General features: G+C 72.6%; 13 protein-coding genes. 5 read left to right on the top strand and 8 right to left on the bottom strand.

All coding sequences use genetic code 11. The features are described from left to right. Position 1: 1 nt before the first annotated feature. Positions 2-658, top strand: a complete 657-nt coding sequence (locus tag ON36_RS22960) for a DUF2461 domain-containing protein (RefSeq protein ID WP_043657383.1) — start codon at positions 2-4, stop codon at positions 656-658. Here the strand turns inward: ON36_RS22960 and egtD are convergent. From egtD to egtA, 4 genes are read right to left on the bottom strand one after another with little or no spacing between them, the layout of a single operon-like run. After that, the gene (gene egtD / locus ON36_RS22965) at positions 646-1,617 is read right to left on the bottom strand and encodes an L-histidine N(alpha)-methyltransferase (protein ID WP_043657386.1); all 972 of its coding nucleotides are present in this window, start codon (positions 1,615-1,617) and stop codon (positions 646-648) included. The two genes, ON36_RS22960 and egtD, sit on opposite strands and share 13 nt — an antisense overlap. Continuing rightward, a complete protein-coding gene (gene egtC / locus ON36_RS22970; protein WP_043657388.1) occupies positions 1,614-2,426 on the bottom strand; it encodes an ergothioneine biosynthesis protein EgtC in 813 nt (270 codons plus the stop codon). The genes egtD and egtC overlap by 4 nt, the downstream gene beginning before the upstream one ends. Beyond that, positions 2,426-3,760: an ergothioneine biosynthesis protein EgtB gene (gene egtB, locus ON36_RS22975; RefSeq protein ID WP_083885323.1), complete on the bottom strand. Its 1,335-nt coding sequence runs from the start codon at positions 3,758-3,760 to the stop codon at positions 2,426-2,428. Before egtB ends, egtC begins: the two co-directional genes overlap by 1 nt. Beyond that, positions 3,757-5,049 carry an ergothioneine biosynthesis glutamate--cysteine ligase EgtA gene (gene egtA / locus ON36_RS22980; RefSeq protein ID WP_083885328.1) on the bottom strand — a complete coding sequence of 431 codons (1,293 nt, stop codon included), beginning with the start codon at positions 5,047-5,049 and terminating at the stop codon, positions 3,757-3,759. The genes egtB and egtA overlap by 4 nt, the downstream gene beginning before the upstream one ends. Positions 5,050-5,216: 167 nt before the next feature. Here egtA and ON36_RS22985 point away from each other — a divergent pair, with 167 nt between their 5' ends. Then, positions 5,217-6,389, top strand: a complete 1,173-nt coding sequence (locus ON36_RS22985; protein ID WP_043657459.1) for an aminotransferase class V-fold PLP-dependent enzyme — start codon at positions 5,217-5,219, stop codon at positions 6,387-6,389. Between the two features lie 7 nt (positions 6,390-6,396). Here the strand turns inward: ON36_RS22985 and ON36_RS22990 are convergent, their stop codons facing one another. Continuing rightward, positions 6,397-6,948: a TetR/AcrR family transcriptional regulator gene (locus ON36_RS22990; protein WP_043657391.1), complete on the bottom strand. Its 552-nt coding sequence runs from the start codon at positions 6,946-6,948 to the stop codon at positions 6,397-6,399. Between the two features lie 104 nt (positions 6,949-7,052). Between ON36_RS22990 and ON36_RS22995 the strand changes: the two genes are divergently transcribed. Together ON36_RS22995 and ON36_RS23000 are read left to right on the top strand one after the other, a co-directional pair. Beyond that, positions 7,053-7,748, top strand: a complete 696-nt coding sequence (locus ON36_RS22995) for a lysophospholipid acyltransferase family protein (protein WP_052314262.1) — start codon at positions 7,053-7,055, stop codon at positions 7,746-7,748. A gap of 76 nt (positions 7,749-7,824) precedes the next feature. After that, complete coding sequence (locus tag ON36_RS23000; RefSeq protein ID WP_043657393.1) at positions 7,825-9,474, top strand: fatty acyl-AMP ligase; 1,650 nt, start codon at positions 7,825-7,827, stop codon at positions 9,472-9,474. Positions 9,475-9,982: 508 nt separating this feature from the next. Here the strand turns inward: ON36_RS23000 and pth are convergent. Then, complete coding sequence (pth, locus tag ON36_RS23005) at positions 9,983-10,564, bottom strand: aminoacyl-tRNA hydrolase (RefSeq protein ID WP_043657396.1); 582 nt, start codon at positions 10,562-10,564, stop codon at positions 9,983-9,985. Further along, positions 10,565-11,176 carry a 50S ribosomal protein L25/general stress protein Ctc gene (locus tag ON36_RS23010; RefSeq protein WP_043657398.1) on the bottom strand — a complete coding sequence of 204 codons (612 nt, stop codon included), beginning with the start codon at positions 11,174-11,176 and terminating at the stop codon, positions 10,565-10,567. A gap of 370 nt (positions 11,177-11,546) precedes the next feature. Between ON36_RS23010 and ON36_RS23015 the strand changes: the two genes are divergently transcribed. After that, positions 11,547-13,208, top strand: a complete 1,662-nt coding sequence (locus ON36_RS23015; protein ID WP_043657399.1) for a peptide chain release factor 3 — start codon at positions 11,547-11,549, stop codon at positions 13,206-13,208. Between the two features lie 36 nt (positions 13,209-13,244). Here the strand turns inward: ON36_RS23015 and ON36_RS23020 are convergent, their stop codons facing one another. Then, a complete protein-coding gene (locus ON36_RS23020; protein WP_052314266.1) occupies positions 13,245-13,739 on the bottom strand; it encodes a nuclear transport factor 2 family protein in 495 nt (164 codons plus the stop codon). Positions 13,740-13,741 lie beyond the last annotated feature (2 nt).

Here is a 13,741-nt window from a genome sequence, read left to right on the forward strand (position 1 = left end):
GATGCGCACTTTCACCGGATTCCCGCTGGCCGGCCTCGACTTCTACGAGGACCTCGAGGCCGACAACTCCAAGACCTTCTGGACCGCGAACAAGCAGACCTACGACGAGGCGGTCCGCGCCCCGATGGTGGCCCTGACCGCCGACCTCGAACCCGACTTCGGCCCCGCCAAGATCTTCCGCCCGTACCGTGACGTGCGCTTCGCCGCGGACAAGACGCCCTACAAGAATCACCAGGGCGCGGTGGTCGCCACGGCGCCGGGCTGCGGCTGGTACGTCCAGATCGGGGCGGCCGGGCTGTTCGTGGCGGGCGGGTTCTACGCGGGCTCGGCCGAGCAGCTGGCCGCGCTGCGCGCCACCATCGACGACGACGTGCGCGGCCCCGAACTGGAGAAGCTGCTGGCCGAGCTGACCGCCGCCGGTTTCACCATCGGCGGCGAGCAGCTCGAGACCCGCCCGAAGGGCTACCCCGCCGACCACCCCCGCATCGGCCTGCTGCGGCACAAGTCCCTGACCGCGAGCCGGGAGTACGGCGCGCCGGACTGGCTGACCACCCCGCGCGCGGCCGAGGAGATCCGCGCGGACTGGGAGCGGCTGCGGCCGCTGCTTGGCTGGCTGTCGGCCGTGTTCGAGGGCGTGCCGGGCCGTCAGCGCCGCTGAGCGAGCAGCAGCAGGAAGCGCCGGTCGGGATCGGTCCAGGTGCGGGTGGTGGCGAACCCGGCGGCGTCGAGCTCGGCGGACAGCCCCTCGGGACGGAACTTGGCCGAGATCTCGGTGCGCATCTCCTCCCCCGCCGCGAACTCGACGGTCAGGCCCAGCTCGGCGACGGTGACGGTGACCGCGCGCGTGGCGCGCAGCCGCATCTCGATCCACTCGTGCTCGGCGTCCCACAGCGCGACGTGCTCGAACTCGGCGGGCACGAAGTCGGCGCCGAGCCGGTGGTTGAGCACGTGCAGCACGTTGCGGTTGAACTCCGCAGTCACCCCGGCCGCGTCGTCGTAGGCGGGGACGAGGACCGCCGGATCGATCACCAGCCCCGCGCCGAGCAGCAGCTGCTCCCCGGGCTCGAGGACGTCGTGGATGCCGGCGAGGAACTCGGCGCGTTCGGCGGGCACCAGGTTGCCCAGCGTGCCGCCCAGGAAGGCGATCATCCGGCGGCCGCCACGCGGCAGATTCGCCAGGGTGTCGGTGAAGTCGCTGACCACCCCGTGCACGGCGAGGCCGGGGAATTCCTCGGCCACCTGCGCGGCCGAGGCGCGCAGCGCGTCGACGGAGACGTCCTGGGGCACATAGGTCTTCAGCGAGCCCTCGGCGGTGAGCGCGTCCAGCAGCAGCCGGGTCTTGGCGGCCGAGCCCGCGCCGAGCTCGACCAGCACCTCCGGCCGGGCGGTTGCGGCGATCTCCCCGACGACCTCGTCGAGCAGGGCGCGCTCGGTGCGGGTCGGGTAGTACTCGGGCAGCGCCGTGATCTGTTCGAAGAGCTCGCTGCCGCGCGCGTCGTAGAACCATTTGGGCGGCAGCGACTTCGGGGTGGAGGACAGCCCGCGACGGGCGTCGGCGCGCAGGGCGGTGGTCAGATCGTCGTCGGTGAGGTGGACGTCCAGCAGCGGCGCGGTCATGTACGGGACCTTTCGAGGGCGGGGAGATCGGTGACGGTGAGCCGGCCGGGCACGGCGGTCACGAGGGATCGATCGGGGACGGTCTGCCAGCGGGGGTCGTCGTCGTAGGGTTCGGAGGACAGCACGGCGGCGTCGTCGGTGACCAGGGCCGACAGCGAGTGGTAGACGGTGGTGGCCCACAGCTCGATGCCGTTGCCGAGCAACAGGTTCAGGCGGGCCTCGGGCGCGTGGCGCAGCACCGCGCCGGTCAGCCGCGTCAGCGCCACGGCCGGGTCGAGCGTCTCCAGCAGGCCGCGCAACAGCACCCACAGCGCGGCCGAATCGGTCAGCGACTCGGCCTCGAGCAGGATCGCGGGCGACCGGAAGACCGGCGCGTCGAGCGTCGCGTCGAGGTCGGCGGCCACCGCGGGCAGCACGGCCCGCCAGGCCGGGACGAGCCCGTTGTGACTGAAGGCCCAGTGCTCGTCGGTGAACGGCGCGCACGCCCCGCGCTCGATCGGCATGCCGACGGTGGCCGAGCGGACCGCCGCCACCACCGCGTGCGACTCGAGCTGTCCCAGTACCTCTTCCACGGCGGGGTCGGTCCAGATCGGCGCGGGATTGCGGTAACGGCTGACGGTGTGGCGGACGTCGTCGATGCCCGCGTTGGCGCGGCGCCACCAGGCCGCCCCGAAACCGTCGGCGTTGACGGTGCCGCCGCCGCGCATCCGGCGCGGCGCCCAGGACTGGACGAACAGCGAGTGCGGCCCGCGGACCAGCAGCTCGCCGACCGTCACCGGCGGACCGACGTAGCCGAGATGACGGCACATCAGCGCTCGTCCTCGCGCAGGTCGCGGGCCAGGCGGAACCCGGCGAAGATCTGCCTGCGGATCGGGTGGTCCCAGTTGCGGAAGGTGCCGCGGCAGGCGACCGGATCGGTGCCGAAGGACCCGCCGCGCAGCACCCGGTAGTCGCCGCCGAAGAACACCTCGGAGTACTCCCGGTACGGGAACGCGCGGAACCCCGGATAGGGCTCGAACCCCGAGGCGGTCCATTCCCACACGTCGCCGACGAGCTGGTGCGCGCCGGTGGCCGAGACACCCGCCGGGTAGGCGCCGATCTCGGCGGGTTCCAGGTGCCGCTGGCCGAGATTGGCGGTGGCCGGGGTCGGTTCGTCCTCGCCCCACGGGTAACGGCGCGACGCGCCGGTCGCGGGGTCGTAGCGCGCGGCCTTCTCCCATTCGGCCTCGGTCGGCAGGCGCTTGCCCGCCCAGGCCGCGAACGCCTCGGCCTCGAACCAGCACACGTGCACCACCGGCTGTCGCGGCGCCAGGGGCACCCGGCGGCCGAAGACCCGGCGGTACCAGCGGTCTCCGTCGCGCTCCCAGAACTGGGGCGCGATTAGGCCGGCCTCCTGCCGGTGCGCCCAGCCGCGGGGCGACCAGAGTTCGGGCCGCTCGTAGCCGCCCGCGTCGACGAAGGCCAGGTACTGCTCGTTGGTCACCGGGGCGGCGTCGATCGCGAAGGCGGGCACGTGCACCGGGTGGGCCGGGCGCTCGTTGTCCAGCGCCCACGGATCGGCCGAGGTGCCCATGACGAATTCGCCCGCGGGCACGCGCACCTCGCCGACGGGGGTGGCGGCGGCGGTGGGCGCGGGCGGCGCCGACAGCACCGGCGCGCCCGCGCGCAGCTGATGGGTGGCCAGCATGGTCTCGTCGTGCTGCTGTTCGTGCTGGGCGATCATGCCGAAGGCGAAGCCGTTGTCCACCAGCGGGTTTCCCGCCAGCGCGCTCGTGTCGAGGACGTCGAACACCTTCTCCCTGACCGCGCCGACGTACCCGCGCGCCTGCGCGGGGTCCAGCAGCGGCAGGGCGGGGCGGTTGGCGCGGGCGTGCTTGAACGCGTCGTAGAGCTCGTCGATGTCGGCGCGCACCGCGTCCCGGCCGCCGACGTCACGCACCAGCCACAGTTCCTCCTGGTTACCGATGTGGGCCAGGTCCCAGACGAGCGGGCTCATGAGCGGGGAATGCTGGGCGATCAGGTCGGCGTCGTCGACGGCGTCGGTGAGACCGGTGGTGCGCAGGCGGGCGCGCCGGAGCACCTCGGCGATCCGCTCGCGCAGGCGTTCGGCGTCGCGGTGGTCGGAGGGAGCGGGCAGGGTCACGAGCGGGTTCTCCGTGATCGTCGGGGCGGCGGGCCGGTCACCTCGTGCGGGGCGAGACCCGCCCGGCAGCGCCGCGTCGCCGCGGCGAGTTGTTCGGCGGCCCAGGAGGATCGGGCATGGGCGGTGGCCAGATCGAGGACGTCGGTGGCGACCGCGCGCAGCCGCGGGTCGGCCAGGGCGCAGCGGGCGGCCTGCTGCCAGCGATCGGCCACCGGCGCGGCCAGCGCCGTGGCCTCGGCGGTCACCTCGGGCGTGGACAGCAGCGCGTCGACGACGTGGATCGGCGCGGACCAGCTGTCGTTCGGCTGCGTGTCGAGATAGCGGACCTCGAGGTGCCCCGAGGCGCGCACCGGCGGGAACAGCGTGGTCAGGTGATAGTCCAGATCGGCGGGTTCGGGCCTGCGGCCGATCTCGTCGTCCACGGCGCCGTCGAGCCAGTCGGCGAAGGTCGCTCCCGGCGGGGCGGCCCAGTCCGCGGCCGGGTCCGCGTTGCGCACGCACAGCAGCGGGACGTCGAGGGCCCAGTGCGCGTAGCCGGACACCGGGTCGGGCCAGTCGGCGACCGGGGGACGGGTGCGGGCGGGGTCGAGGCGCAGCCAGGTGCGCATGCGCTGGGAGGCCCAGCCGCCCTCGGGCGCGCCGTACAGGCGCGGGGAGCAGGCGAAGGCGGCGATCAGCGCGGGCGCCAGGGTGTAGAGGGCGGTCCAGCGGGCGGCGACCTCGGCCGGATCGGCGCCGGCGTCCACGCTGACCTGGGTGGCCGCGGTATTGCACATCATCAGCTTGCCGAAGGGTCCGATGCCGGTGAAACATCGCTCCATCGCCTGATAGCGGGGCAGGAGCAGCAGGCGCTGGGCGGGACGGCGATCGTCGGCGGCGGCGGCGATCATGTCGATACCGCCCGCGGCCAGCAGTTCCCGCAATCTGCCCGCATCGGCGCGCAGGCCCGCCTCGAGGTCGGCCGCGTCGGCGAAGGGCGCGCTGGAGAGTTCGATCTGGCCGCCCGGTTCCACGGTGACGCGGCTGCCCGCGGGCAGGGCCAGCGCGGGGGATCCGGGGGCGATGGACACGGGTGCGTGCGGTCCGAGCACGGCGGCGAGGTCGCTGGGCGCGGGGCGCTCACCGCTGCCTGCCGCGGTGAGCCACTCCAGTTCGGCGCCGATCAGGGTGGGTGGCCCCAGCTTGAAGCAGACGCCGCCGACATAGGCTTCCGCCGCCGCGCGCGAGGAGAGTTCGCCCTGCTCAGCGGGCATATCCGTGGCCGACACTCGCTCCAGAATGACCGCCATGCCGACCTCCACCTGTCCGGGTGATGCTGTGGTGCCTACCGCGTTGTCCGTGTGCCACACCGGTGCCCTGCCGCGTCGAGGGGCACCCGGGTCATTCCAGAGTAGCCACGGGATCCGACAGAAAAGATGACGAAGCGGAAACGGCCGGGCGCACTATGGTCGAACCCATGATCGACTCGGCTGCCGTCCGGGCAGCGACTCCCGGCCTGACCTCGGACCTGATCTTCCTCGACAGCGCGGGTTCCTCCCTGCCCCCCGCGGTCGTCACCGACACCGTCATCGCCCACCTCCGCCGCGAGGCCGAGATCGGTGGTTACCGTGCGGCAAACGAGCGGCTCGACGACCTGGCCGACGTCAAGAGCGCCGTCGCCACGCTGATCGGCGCCACCCCCGCCACCATCGCGCTCAGCGACAGCGCGTCCCGGTCGTGGGCCGATTTCTTCTACTCGGTCCCGCTGCGGGAGGGCGACCGGATCCTGCTGTCGGAGGCCGACTACGCGACCAACGCCATCGCCGCGCTCCAGCGCGCCAGGGCGACCGGCGCGGTGGTCGAGCACATCCCCAGCGACGGCACCGGCGCCCTGGATCTCGGCGCGCTGGAGCGCATGCTCGACGAGCGGGTGCGGCTGGTCTCGCTCCAGCACGCCCCGACCAACGGCGGCCTCGTCAACCCGATCGCCGAGGCCACCGCGCTGGCGCGCGCGGTGGGCGCGCTGGTGCTGCTCGACGCCTGCCAGTCGATCGGCCAGCTCCCCCTCGACGTGGCCGCGCTCGGCGTCGACGCGCTCTCGGCGACCGGGCGCAAGTGGCTGCGCGGGCCCCGCGGCACCGGATTCCTCTACGTCCGTGACGAACTCGCGCGCACCATGGAACCCGAACGCCTCGACCTGCACGGGGCGACCTGGACCGGGCCCGACTCCTACGCCCTCGCCCCCGACGCGAGCCGCTTCGAGTTCTGGGAGTGCGACGTGGCGGCGCGGCTCGGCCTCGGCGCGGCCGTGCGCTACCTGCTCGCGCTCGGCCCCGACCAGGTGTACGCGGCCGTGGCCGAGCGGGCGGCGTACCTGCGGACCGCGCTGTCGGCCCTGCCGGGGGTGACCGTGCGCGATCTGGGCACCCGGCACAGCGGCATCGTCTCCTTCACCGTCGACGGCGTCGACCCGATCGCCGTGCGCGACGGGCTCGCCGAGCGGAACATGACCGTCACCGTCAGCCACGCGAGTTCGACCCTGCTCGACATGACCTCCCGCGCGCTGCCCTCGGTGGTCCGCGCCTCGCCGCACTACTTCGTCGACTTCGACGAGCTGGACCGGTTCGCCGCCGCGGTCGCCGGGCTCTAGGCCGCGATCAGGCCAGGTGCCGCTCGACGAGCCCGGCCGCCAGCGCCGCCGGATCCGCGCCGGGCGCGAGGAGTTCGAGCGAGCGCCCCGCGGTGACGGTCGCCAGGCCGTGCACATTCGTCCACAGGGCGAGGGCGCGATCGGGGGCGTCCTCGCCCGCGCCGGGTAGCGCGGCCCGCACCAGCGCGACCACCTCGGCGTAGAGCGGGACGGTGGTGGCGCGCAGGTTCTGGCCGGATCCCGCGAGCAGGTCGTGCCGGAACATGAGGGTGAACATCTCCGGCCGCTCGGCGGCGAACCGGACGTAGGCGACCGCCATGTGCCGCAGGCGTTCCCGCGGCCCGCCGGGCGCGCCGGCGAACGCCGTGGCGAGGTCGGTGAAGCCGCGGTGGGCGATCGCGGCCAGCAGGGCCGCGTGGGTCGGGAACCAGCGCCGCGGCGCGCCGTGCGAGACCCCGGCGGCCCGGGCGATGGCGCGCAGCCCGAGCCCGCCCGCGCCGAGTTCCTCGAGCAGGTCGGCGCCGACCTCGACGAGGCGGTCGCGCAGCGGTTCGGACATGGGCTCAATTCTGCACAGCGCGCCCCGGCGGCCGACATCCGCCCGTGCGCCCGTAGACAGTGTCTACTAGCGTGTGCGTAGACACTGTCTACGAGGAGGATCCCATGTGGTACCGCCTGTTCAAGCACGTCCTGCTCGGCCCGCTGCTGCGCGTCCTCGGCCGACCCCGGGTGGAGGGGCTCCACCACATCCCCCAGGACGGCCCGGTCATCGTCGCGGCCAACCACCTGGCCTTCATCGACTCGCTCTACCTGGCGCTGGTCATCCCCCGGCCGATCAGCTTCCTCGCCAAGAACGAGTACTTCACCGGCACCGGGCCGCGCGGGCGGCTGCGGCGCTGGTTCTACACGGTCTCCGGCCAGGTCCCGGTCGACCGCACCGGCGGCGACGCGGCCGCGGCCGCCCTCGACGCGGCCACCCGCATCCTCGAGGCCGGGGGCGTCTGGGCCATCCACCCCGAGGGCACCCGCTCCCCCGACGGCCGCGTCTACCGGGGCCGCACCGGCGTGCTGCGCGTGGCCGTGGCCACCGGCGCGCCCGTGGTGCCCGCCGTGCTCTCCGGCACCGACCGGATGAACCCCCGCGGCGGGCGCCTGCTGCGCCCGGCGAAGGTCCACATCAGTTTCGGACCCCCTCGGCGGTACCCGGCCGGCTGCGGCCCGGCCCAGGTCAGAGGGGCAGTTGACGAGCTGATGCGGGAAATTGCGCACCGATCCGGTAGACCATATGTTGACCGCTACGCGGCGACGTTCCTCGTGGACGCGTCACCGACGCCGGGAGAGGGGATCTCGGCGGGTTAACACGGGCTCGGCGGAGCGGGATAGTGGGTGCAGGACCGTAATCGCTAGTTGGCAGGTTTCCGAAGGGGAGTCCGACTTGAGCAGGTTCACCGACGAAATGTTCTCCACCGCCCGGACCAGCCGCCGCGGGCTGGTCACGGGCGAGCCCGCCGCGCCCGTGCGGCAGACCTGGGGCGAGATCCACCAGATCGCCCGCCGGATGGCGGGCGGCCTCGCCGACGGCGGGATCGGGCACGGCGCCGCGGTGGGCGTCCTCGCCGGCATGCCGGTCGACATCGCCCCCGCCTGCCAGGCGGTCTGGATGCGGGGCGGCTCGGTGACCATGCTGCACCAGCCGACCCCGCGCACCGACCTCGCGGTCTGGGCCCGCGACACCGAGACCGTGCTGCACATGATCGAGGCGCGCGCGGTCATCCTCGGCGCCCCGTTCGAGGCCGCCGCGCCCATCCTCGCCGAGCGCGGCATCACGGTCCTGACCATCGACGACCTGCGCGACGGCGCCGACACCGATCCGCTGCCGACCACCGAGAGCGATATCGCGCTGCAGCAGCTGACCTCTGGGTCGACCGGCTCGCCCAAGGCGGTCCGGATCACCCACGGCAACTTCTACGTGAACGCCTACGCCATGTTCAACCGGGTGAAGTTCCAGACCGATCACGACGTGATGATCAGCTGGCTGCCGCTGTTCCACGACATGGGCATGGTCGGATTCCTCAGCGTCCCCATGCAATTCGGCGCCGAGGTGGTCTGCGTGACGCCGCTCGACTTCCTCGCCCGGCCGCTGCTGTGGGCCGAGCTGATCGACAAGTACAACGGAACCGTCACCGCCGCACCGAATTTCGCCTACTCGCTGCTGGCCCGTCGGTTGCGTCAGGCCGAACCGGGCTCGATCGACCTGTCCAGCGTGCGCTACATGTGGAACGGCGCCGAACCGGTCGACCCCGACACCATGGACGGCCTCGCCGAGGCGGGCAAGCCCTTCGGCCTGCACTCCTCCGCGCTGACCCCGGTGTACGGCATGGCCGAGACCACCCTGGCCGTGTCCATCCCCGACCCCGGGCACGGCCAGGTCCTCGACATCGTCGACGCCGACCTCCTCGAGGCGGTCGGCAAGGCGGTGCCGGTCGCCGACGAGGGCCATCACGGCACCCCGCGGCGGCTGCCCACCCTCGGCTACCTCGTCGACGACCTCGAGGGCCGGGTGGTCGACGCCGAACGGCAGCCGCTGCCGACCCGCACCGTCGGCGTGATCGAACTGCGCGGCCCCGCGGTCACCTCCGGCTACGTCACCGTCGACGGGTTCCGGCCCGCCCAGGACGCCGACGGCTGGCTCGACACCGGCGACCTCGGCTACTTCACCGACGAGGGCCTGATCGTCGTGTGCGGCCGCGTCAAGGACGTCATCATCATGGGCGGGCGCAACATCTACCCGACCGACATCGAACGCGCCGCCATGCGGGTCGCCGGGGTGCGCCCCGGCAACGCCGTCGCGGTCCGGCTGGACGCGGGCCAGAAACGGGAGAGCTTCGCGGTCGTCGTGGAGTCCAACGACTTCCAGGACCCCGAGCAGGTCAAGCGGATGGAACGCGAGATCGTGCACGCGGTGGTCACCGAGGTCGGCGCGCGGCCGCGCACCGTCGCGGTGCTCGGCCCCGGAGCCCTGCCGAAGACGTCCTCGGGCAAACTCCGCCGGGCCGCGAGCGCCTCCCTGGCACCCTCCGAGTAGCCCGGCCGGGCCAGGGCCTAGCACGCCCCCCGGCCGAACCCCACGGGACCGGTCCTCGACCGCACCACCACGGGGCCGACCTCGAGGAGGCGGCGGGGACTCGAGCGCACCGCCACACGCTCGCCCACGACCGCACCACCACCGGTCGGCCCCCAGGAGGCGGCCCCGACCCGAGCGCGCACCACAGGCGCGCCCCAATCGCACCACCACCAGGCCGACCCTCAGGAGGCGGCCGCGACTCGAGCGCTCACCACAGGCCAGCCCCGATCGCACCACCACGGGCCGACCTCGAAGAGGCGGCCGCGACTCGACCGCACCACCACAGGCCCGCCCCCAACCGCACCACCACGGGCCGACCTCGAGGAGGCCCCGCCGCGAAGCGGCGGTCGCGGCCGCCCCGACGAAAAGAACCCCGACCCAAGGGGCGAAGCCACGAGGATCGGGGTTCTTTTCGTCGGGGCCCGAAGGGCCGCGACCCGAGCGCGCCAGCGCTCCACCAACACAGCTCCTAATGCAGAGCGTTCTGCGCGGCCTCGAGGCCGACCCGCAGGACCAGTTCCACGGCGTCGGCGGCCTGCTCGACGATGACCGGGACCTCCTTGCGCTCCGGCGCGGCGAACGCCTTGAGCACGAAGTCGGCCGGGTCCTGCCTGCCGGGCGGGCGGCCGATCCCGATGCGGGTGCGGACGTAGTCCTTGGTGGTGAGTGCCTGCGAGACCGAACGCAGGCCGTTGTGGCCGCCCTCGCCGCCGCCCTGCTTGAGCTTGATCGCCCCGAACGGCAGGTCGAGTTCGTCGTGGACGACCACGATCTGGTCCGGCGGCACCGAGAAGAACTTCGCCAGCGCCGCGACCGGGCGGCCGGACAGGTTCATGTAGGTGCGCGGTTTGGCGATCAGGACCTGGCGGCCGTCCAGCCGGGCCTGGAGCAGGTCCGCGCCGGACTTCTTGTGCACAGCGAAACGGCCGCCGACGCGCTCGGCGAGCACATCGGCGACCAGGAATCCCACGTTGTGCCGGGTGCGCTCGTATTCGGGTCCGGGGTTACCCAGTCCGACGACGAGCGCGGGCCCGGCGGCAGCAGCGGTCAACTACTCGGCGGACTCGGCCTCGGCGGCCTCGGCCTCACCCTCGCCCTCGGTCGCCTCTTCGGCGGCCGACGGGGCGGCGATCACGTTGACGACCAGGGCCTCGGCGTCGCCGGCCAGGGTCACGCCCGACGGCAGCGCGAGGGCGCCGGCCAGGATCTGGGTGCCGGCCTCGACACCCTCGACGGAGACCTCGATGGTCTCGGGGATGTTCAGGGCCTCGGCCTCGACCGACAGGGTGGTGGCTTCCTGGGTGACCAGGGTGCCGGGGGCGGCGTCGCCGGTGACGGTGACGACGACGTCGGTGGTGACCTTCTCGCCGCGCTTGACGATCAGCAGGTCGGCGTGCTCGATGTAGCGGCGGATCGGGTGGACCACGACCGACTTGGTGAGCGCCAGCTGCTGCTTGCCGTCGATGACCAGGTTCAGCACCGCGTTGGTGCCGTGCTCGCGCAGGATGGCGGCGAAGGCCTGGGCGTTCAGGGCCAGGTGCTGCGGCTCGGCCTGGTGGCCGTACAGCACGGCGGGCACGTTGCCGTCGCGGCGGGTGCGGCGCGCCGCGCCCTTGCCGAACTCGGTGCGGACGGCGGCTTCGAGCAGGTTGACGTCGGACATGATGCGAATACGCTCCTACGGCTGTTCCGGGCTGGTCACTGGTTTCCCCTCAGGCGGCGCGCTCGCGCGGGGGCGGCACGCTCATAGCGGGGATCGGTCTACTCGTCGGGCGAAGAACGAACGAGGACGGCCGGAAGCCGCGCCGCGTCGATCACGGTGAGCGCGCTCCGTCCGCACTGAGCAGATGAGCGACTCACCCTCGCCGAGACAACCCGAACACTGTACCTCGAGCCGCGAGAACCGGAAAAACCCGACCCGGTAACCTGGGCAATCGACATCGCGTGCCCCCAGAGCCCGGCCACCCGGGTTTGCGGCCGCGGCCGCAGACCCCGCGCCGCCGACGGCGGCGCCGAAAGACACAGGAGTAGTCGTGACCGAGCCCGGTGATGCGCGCGAATCCGAGGCGACGGCGACCGCTCCGACCCCGCGCGGCCTGCCCGCGGAGGTCGCCCGGCGCCGGACATTCGCGGTGATCTCCCATCCCGACGCCGGTAAGTCGACGCTGACCGAGGCGCTGGCCCTGCACGCGCGGATGATCTCCGAGGCGGGCGCCATCCACGGCAAGGCCGGGCGCAAGTCCACCGTGTCGGACTGGATGGAGATGGAGAAGGCGCGCGGCATCTCGGTCAGTTCGACCGCGCTGCAGTTCAACTACCGGGCCGCGGGCTCGGACGTGGACAGCGTCATCAACCTGGTCGACACCCCCGGCCACTCCGACTTCTCCGAGGACACCTACCGCGTGCTCACCGCGGTCGACGCCGCGGTGATGCTCATCGACGCGGCCAAGGGCCTCGAGCCGCAGACCCTCAAGCTGTTCCAGGTGTGCCGTCACCGCGGCATCCCGGTGATCACCGTCATCAACAAGTGGGACCGTCCCGGCCAGGCGCCGCTGGAACTCCTCGACGAGATCAGCGAGCGGATCGGGCTGACGCCGACGCCGCTGTTCCTGCCGGTGGGCATCGCCGGCGACTTCCGCGGCCTGCTGCGGCGTGGACCGGAGGGCGTGGCCGAGGAGTACATCCATTTCACCCGGACCGCGGGTGGCGCGACGATCGCGCCCGAGGAGTCGCTGACGCCGGAGCAGGCCGAGGCCCGCGAGGGCGAGGCGTGGGTGACCGCGGCCGAGGAGAGCGAGCTGCTGTCGGCGACCGGCCAGGATCACGATCAGGAGCTGTTCCTGGCGGGCCAGACCTCGCCGGTCATCTACGCCTCGGCGATGCTGAACTTCGGGGTGCGCCAGCTGCTCGAGACGCTGGTCGCGCTGGCGCCCGCGCCGGGCGCGCGCGTCGACGTGGCGGGCAGGCCGCGCGAGACCGGCGACCCGTTCAGCGCGGTGGTGTTCAAGGTGCAGGCGGGCATGGACACCGCGCACCGGGACCGGCTGGCGTTCATGCGCATCGTGTCGGGGGAATTCGAGCGCGGCATGGTCGTCACGCACGCGCAGACCGGGCGTCCGTTCGCCACCAAATACGCGCTGACGGTGTTCGGTCGGGAGCGGTCCACCGTCGACACCGCCTATCCGGGCGACGTGGTCGGCCTGGTGAACGCGACCGCGCTGGCGCCGGGGCACACGCTGTTCGTGGATCGCAAGGTGGAATTCCCGCCGATCCCGAGCTTCGCGCCCGAACACTTCGCGACGCTGCGCGCGCAGAGCGCCGGAAAGTACAAGCAGTTCCGCAAGGCCATCGATCAGCTCGATTCCGAGGGCGTGGTGCAGGTGCTGCGCAACGACGCCCGCGGCGACGCCTCGCCGGTGCTCGCGGCGGTCGGCCCGATGCAGTTCGAAGTGGTGACCGCGCGCATGCAGGCCGAATTCAATGTGGAGACGCAGCTGGATTTCCTGCCGTACACCCTCGCGCGGCGGACCGATGCCGAATCGGCGCCGGAACTGGATCGGCAGCGCGGGGTCGAGGTGTTCACCCGGACCGACGGCGCGGTGCTCGCGCTGTTCAGCGACAAATGGCGACTGCAGTACATCGAGAAGGAACACCCGGACCTGACGCTGGAGCCGCTGGTCGCGACGGCCGATTGAGGGCGGTCGACCGACCCAGACACCGCGGCCGGCCGATCAGCGGGGGTCGGTCTCGATCCGTTCGATGTGGTTCTCGCGGGCGATGAGCCCCCACCGGCTCGACGTCAGTCGCAGGCTGGGCACGTCGCTGAGCGAGACGACCACCTCGTAGGTGCGCTCGTAGCCGGTGTGGGTGATGCGCCACTGCCCGTCCTCGCAGCGGCGGTAGCGGTCGCCGTAGTAGGCGGCGCCGCGCAGGAGCATGTTGTGTTCGGGGATGAGCACGGTGTCGGCCAGGTACCAGGTGCCGGTCGCGGTGTCGCCGTCGACGTCGATCTCGGGGTGGTCGCAGCGGTGCTCGGTGATGACGTGCGGGCCCAGGGTGTTGCGCAGGAAGGCCAGGAAGGCCTCACGGGACTCGAACTGCAGGTATTCGCTGTAGGTCGCGGTGGCCTCGGGGACCAGCGTGTCGGAGAACTCGTCCCAGGACTTGGTGTCGAGGGAGCGCAGGTAGCGGTATTTCAGGCGCTGGATCGCGGTGACGTCGTCCATGG

This window comes from Nocardia thailandica NBRC 100428 (assembly GCF_000308795.1).
Lineage (GTDB): Bacteria > Actinomycetota > Actinomycetes > Mycobacteriales > Mycobacteriaceae > Nocardia > Nocardia thailandica.

Coding starts and splice junctions, on each gene's coding strand:
- ON36_RS22960 (WP_043657383.1), top strand. CDS start 2: ATGCGCACTTTCACCGGATTCCCGCTGGCCGGCCTCGACTTCTACGAG.
- egtD (WP_043657386.1), bottom strand. CDS start 1,617: ATGACCGCGCCGCTGCTGGACGTCCACCTCACCGACGACGATCTGACC.
- egtC (WP_043657388.1), bottom strand. CDS start 2,426: ATGTGCCGTCATCTCGGCTACGTCGGTCCGCCGGTGACGGTCGGCGAG.
- egtA (WP_083885328.1), bottom strand. CDS start 5,049: ATGGCGGTCATTCTGGAGCGAGTGTCGGCCACGGATATGCCCGCTGAG.
- ON36_RS22985 (WP_043657459.1), top strand. CDS start 5,217: ATGATCGACTCGGCTGCCGTCCGGGCAGCGACTCCCGGCCTGACCTCG.
- ON36_RS22990 (WP_043657391.1), bottom strand. CDS start 6,948: ATGTCCGAACCGCTGCGCGACCGCCTCGTCGAGGTCGGCGCCGACCTG.
- ON36_RS22995 (WP_052314262.1), top strand. CDS start 7,053: ATGTGGTACCGCCTGTTCAAGCACGTCCTGCTCGGCCCGCTGCTGCGC.
- ON36_RS23010 (WP_043657398.1), bottom strand. CDS start 11,176: ATGTCCGACGTCAACCTGCTCGAAGCCGCCGTCCGCACCGAGTTCGGC.
- ON36_RS23020 (WP_052314266.1), bottom strand. CDS start 13,739: ATGGACGACGTCACCGCGATCCAGCGCCTGAAATACCGCTACCTGCGC.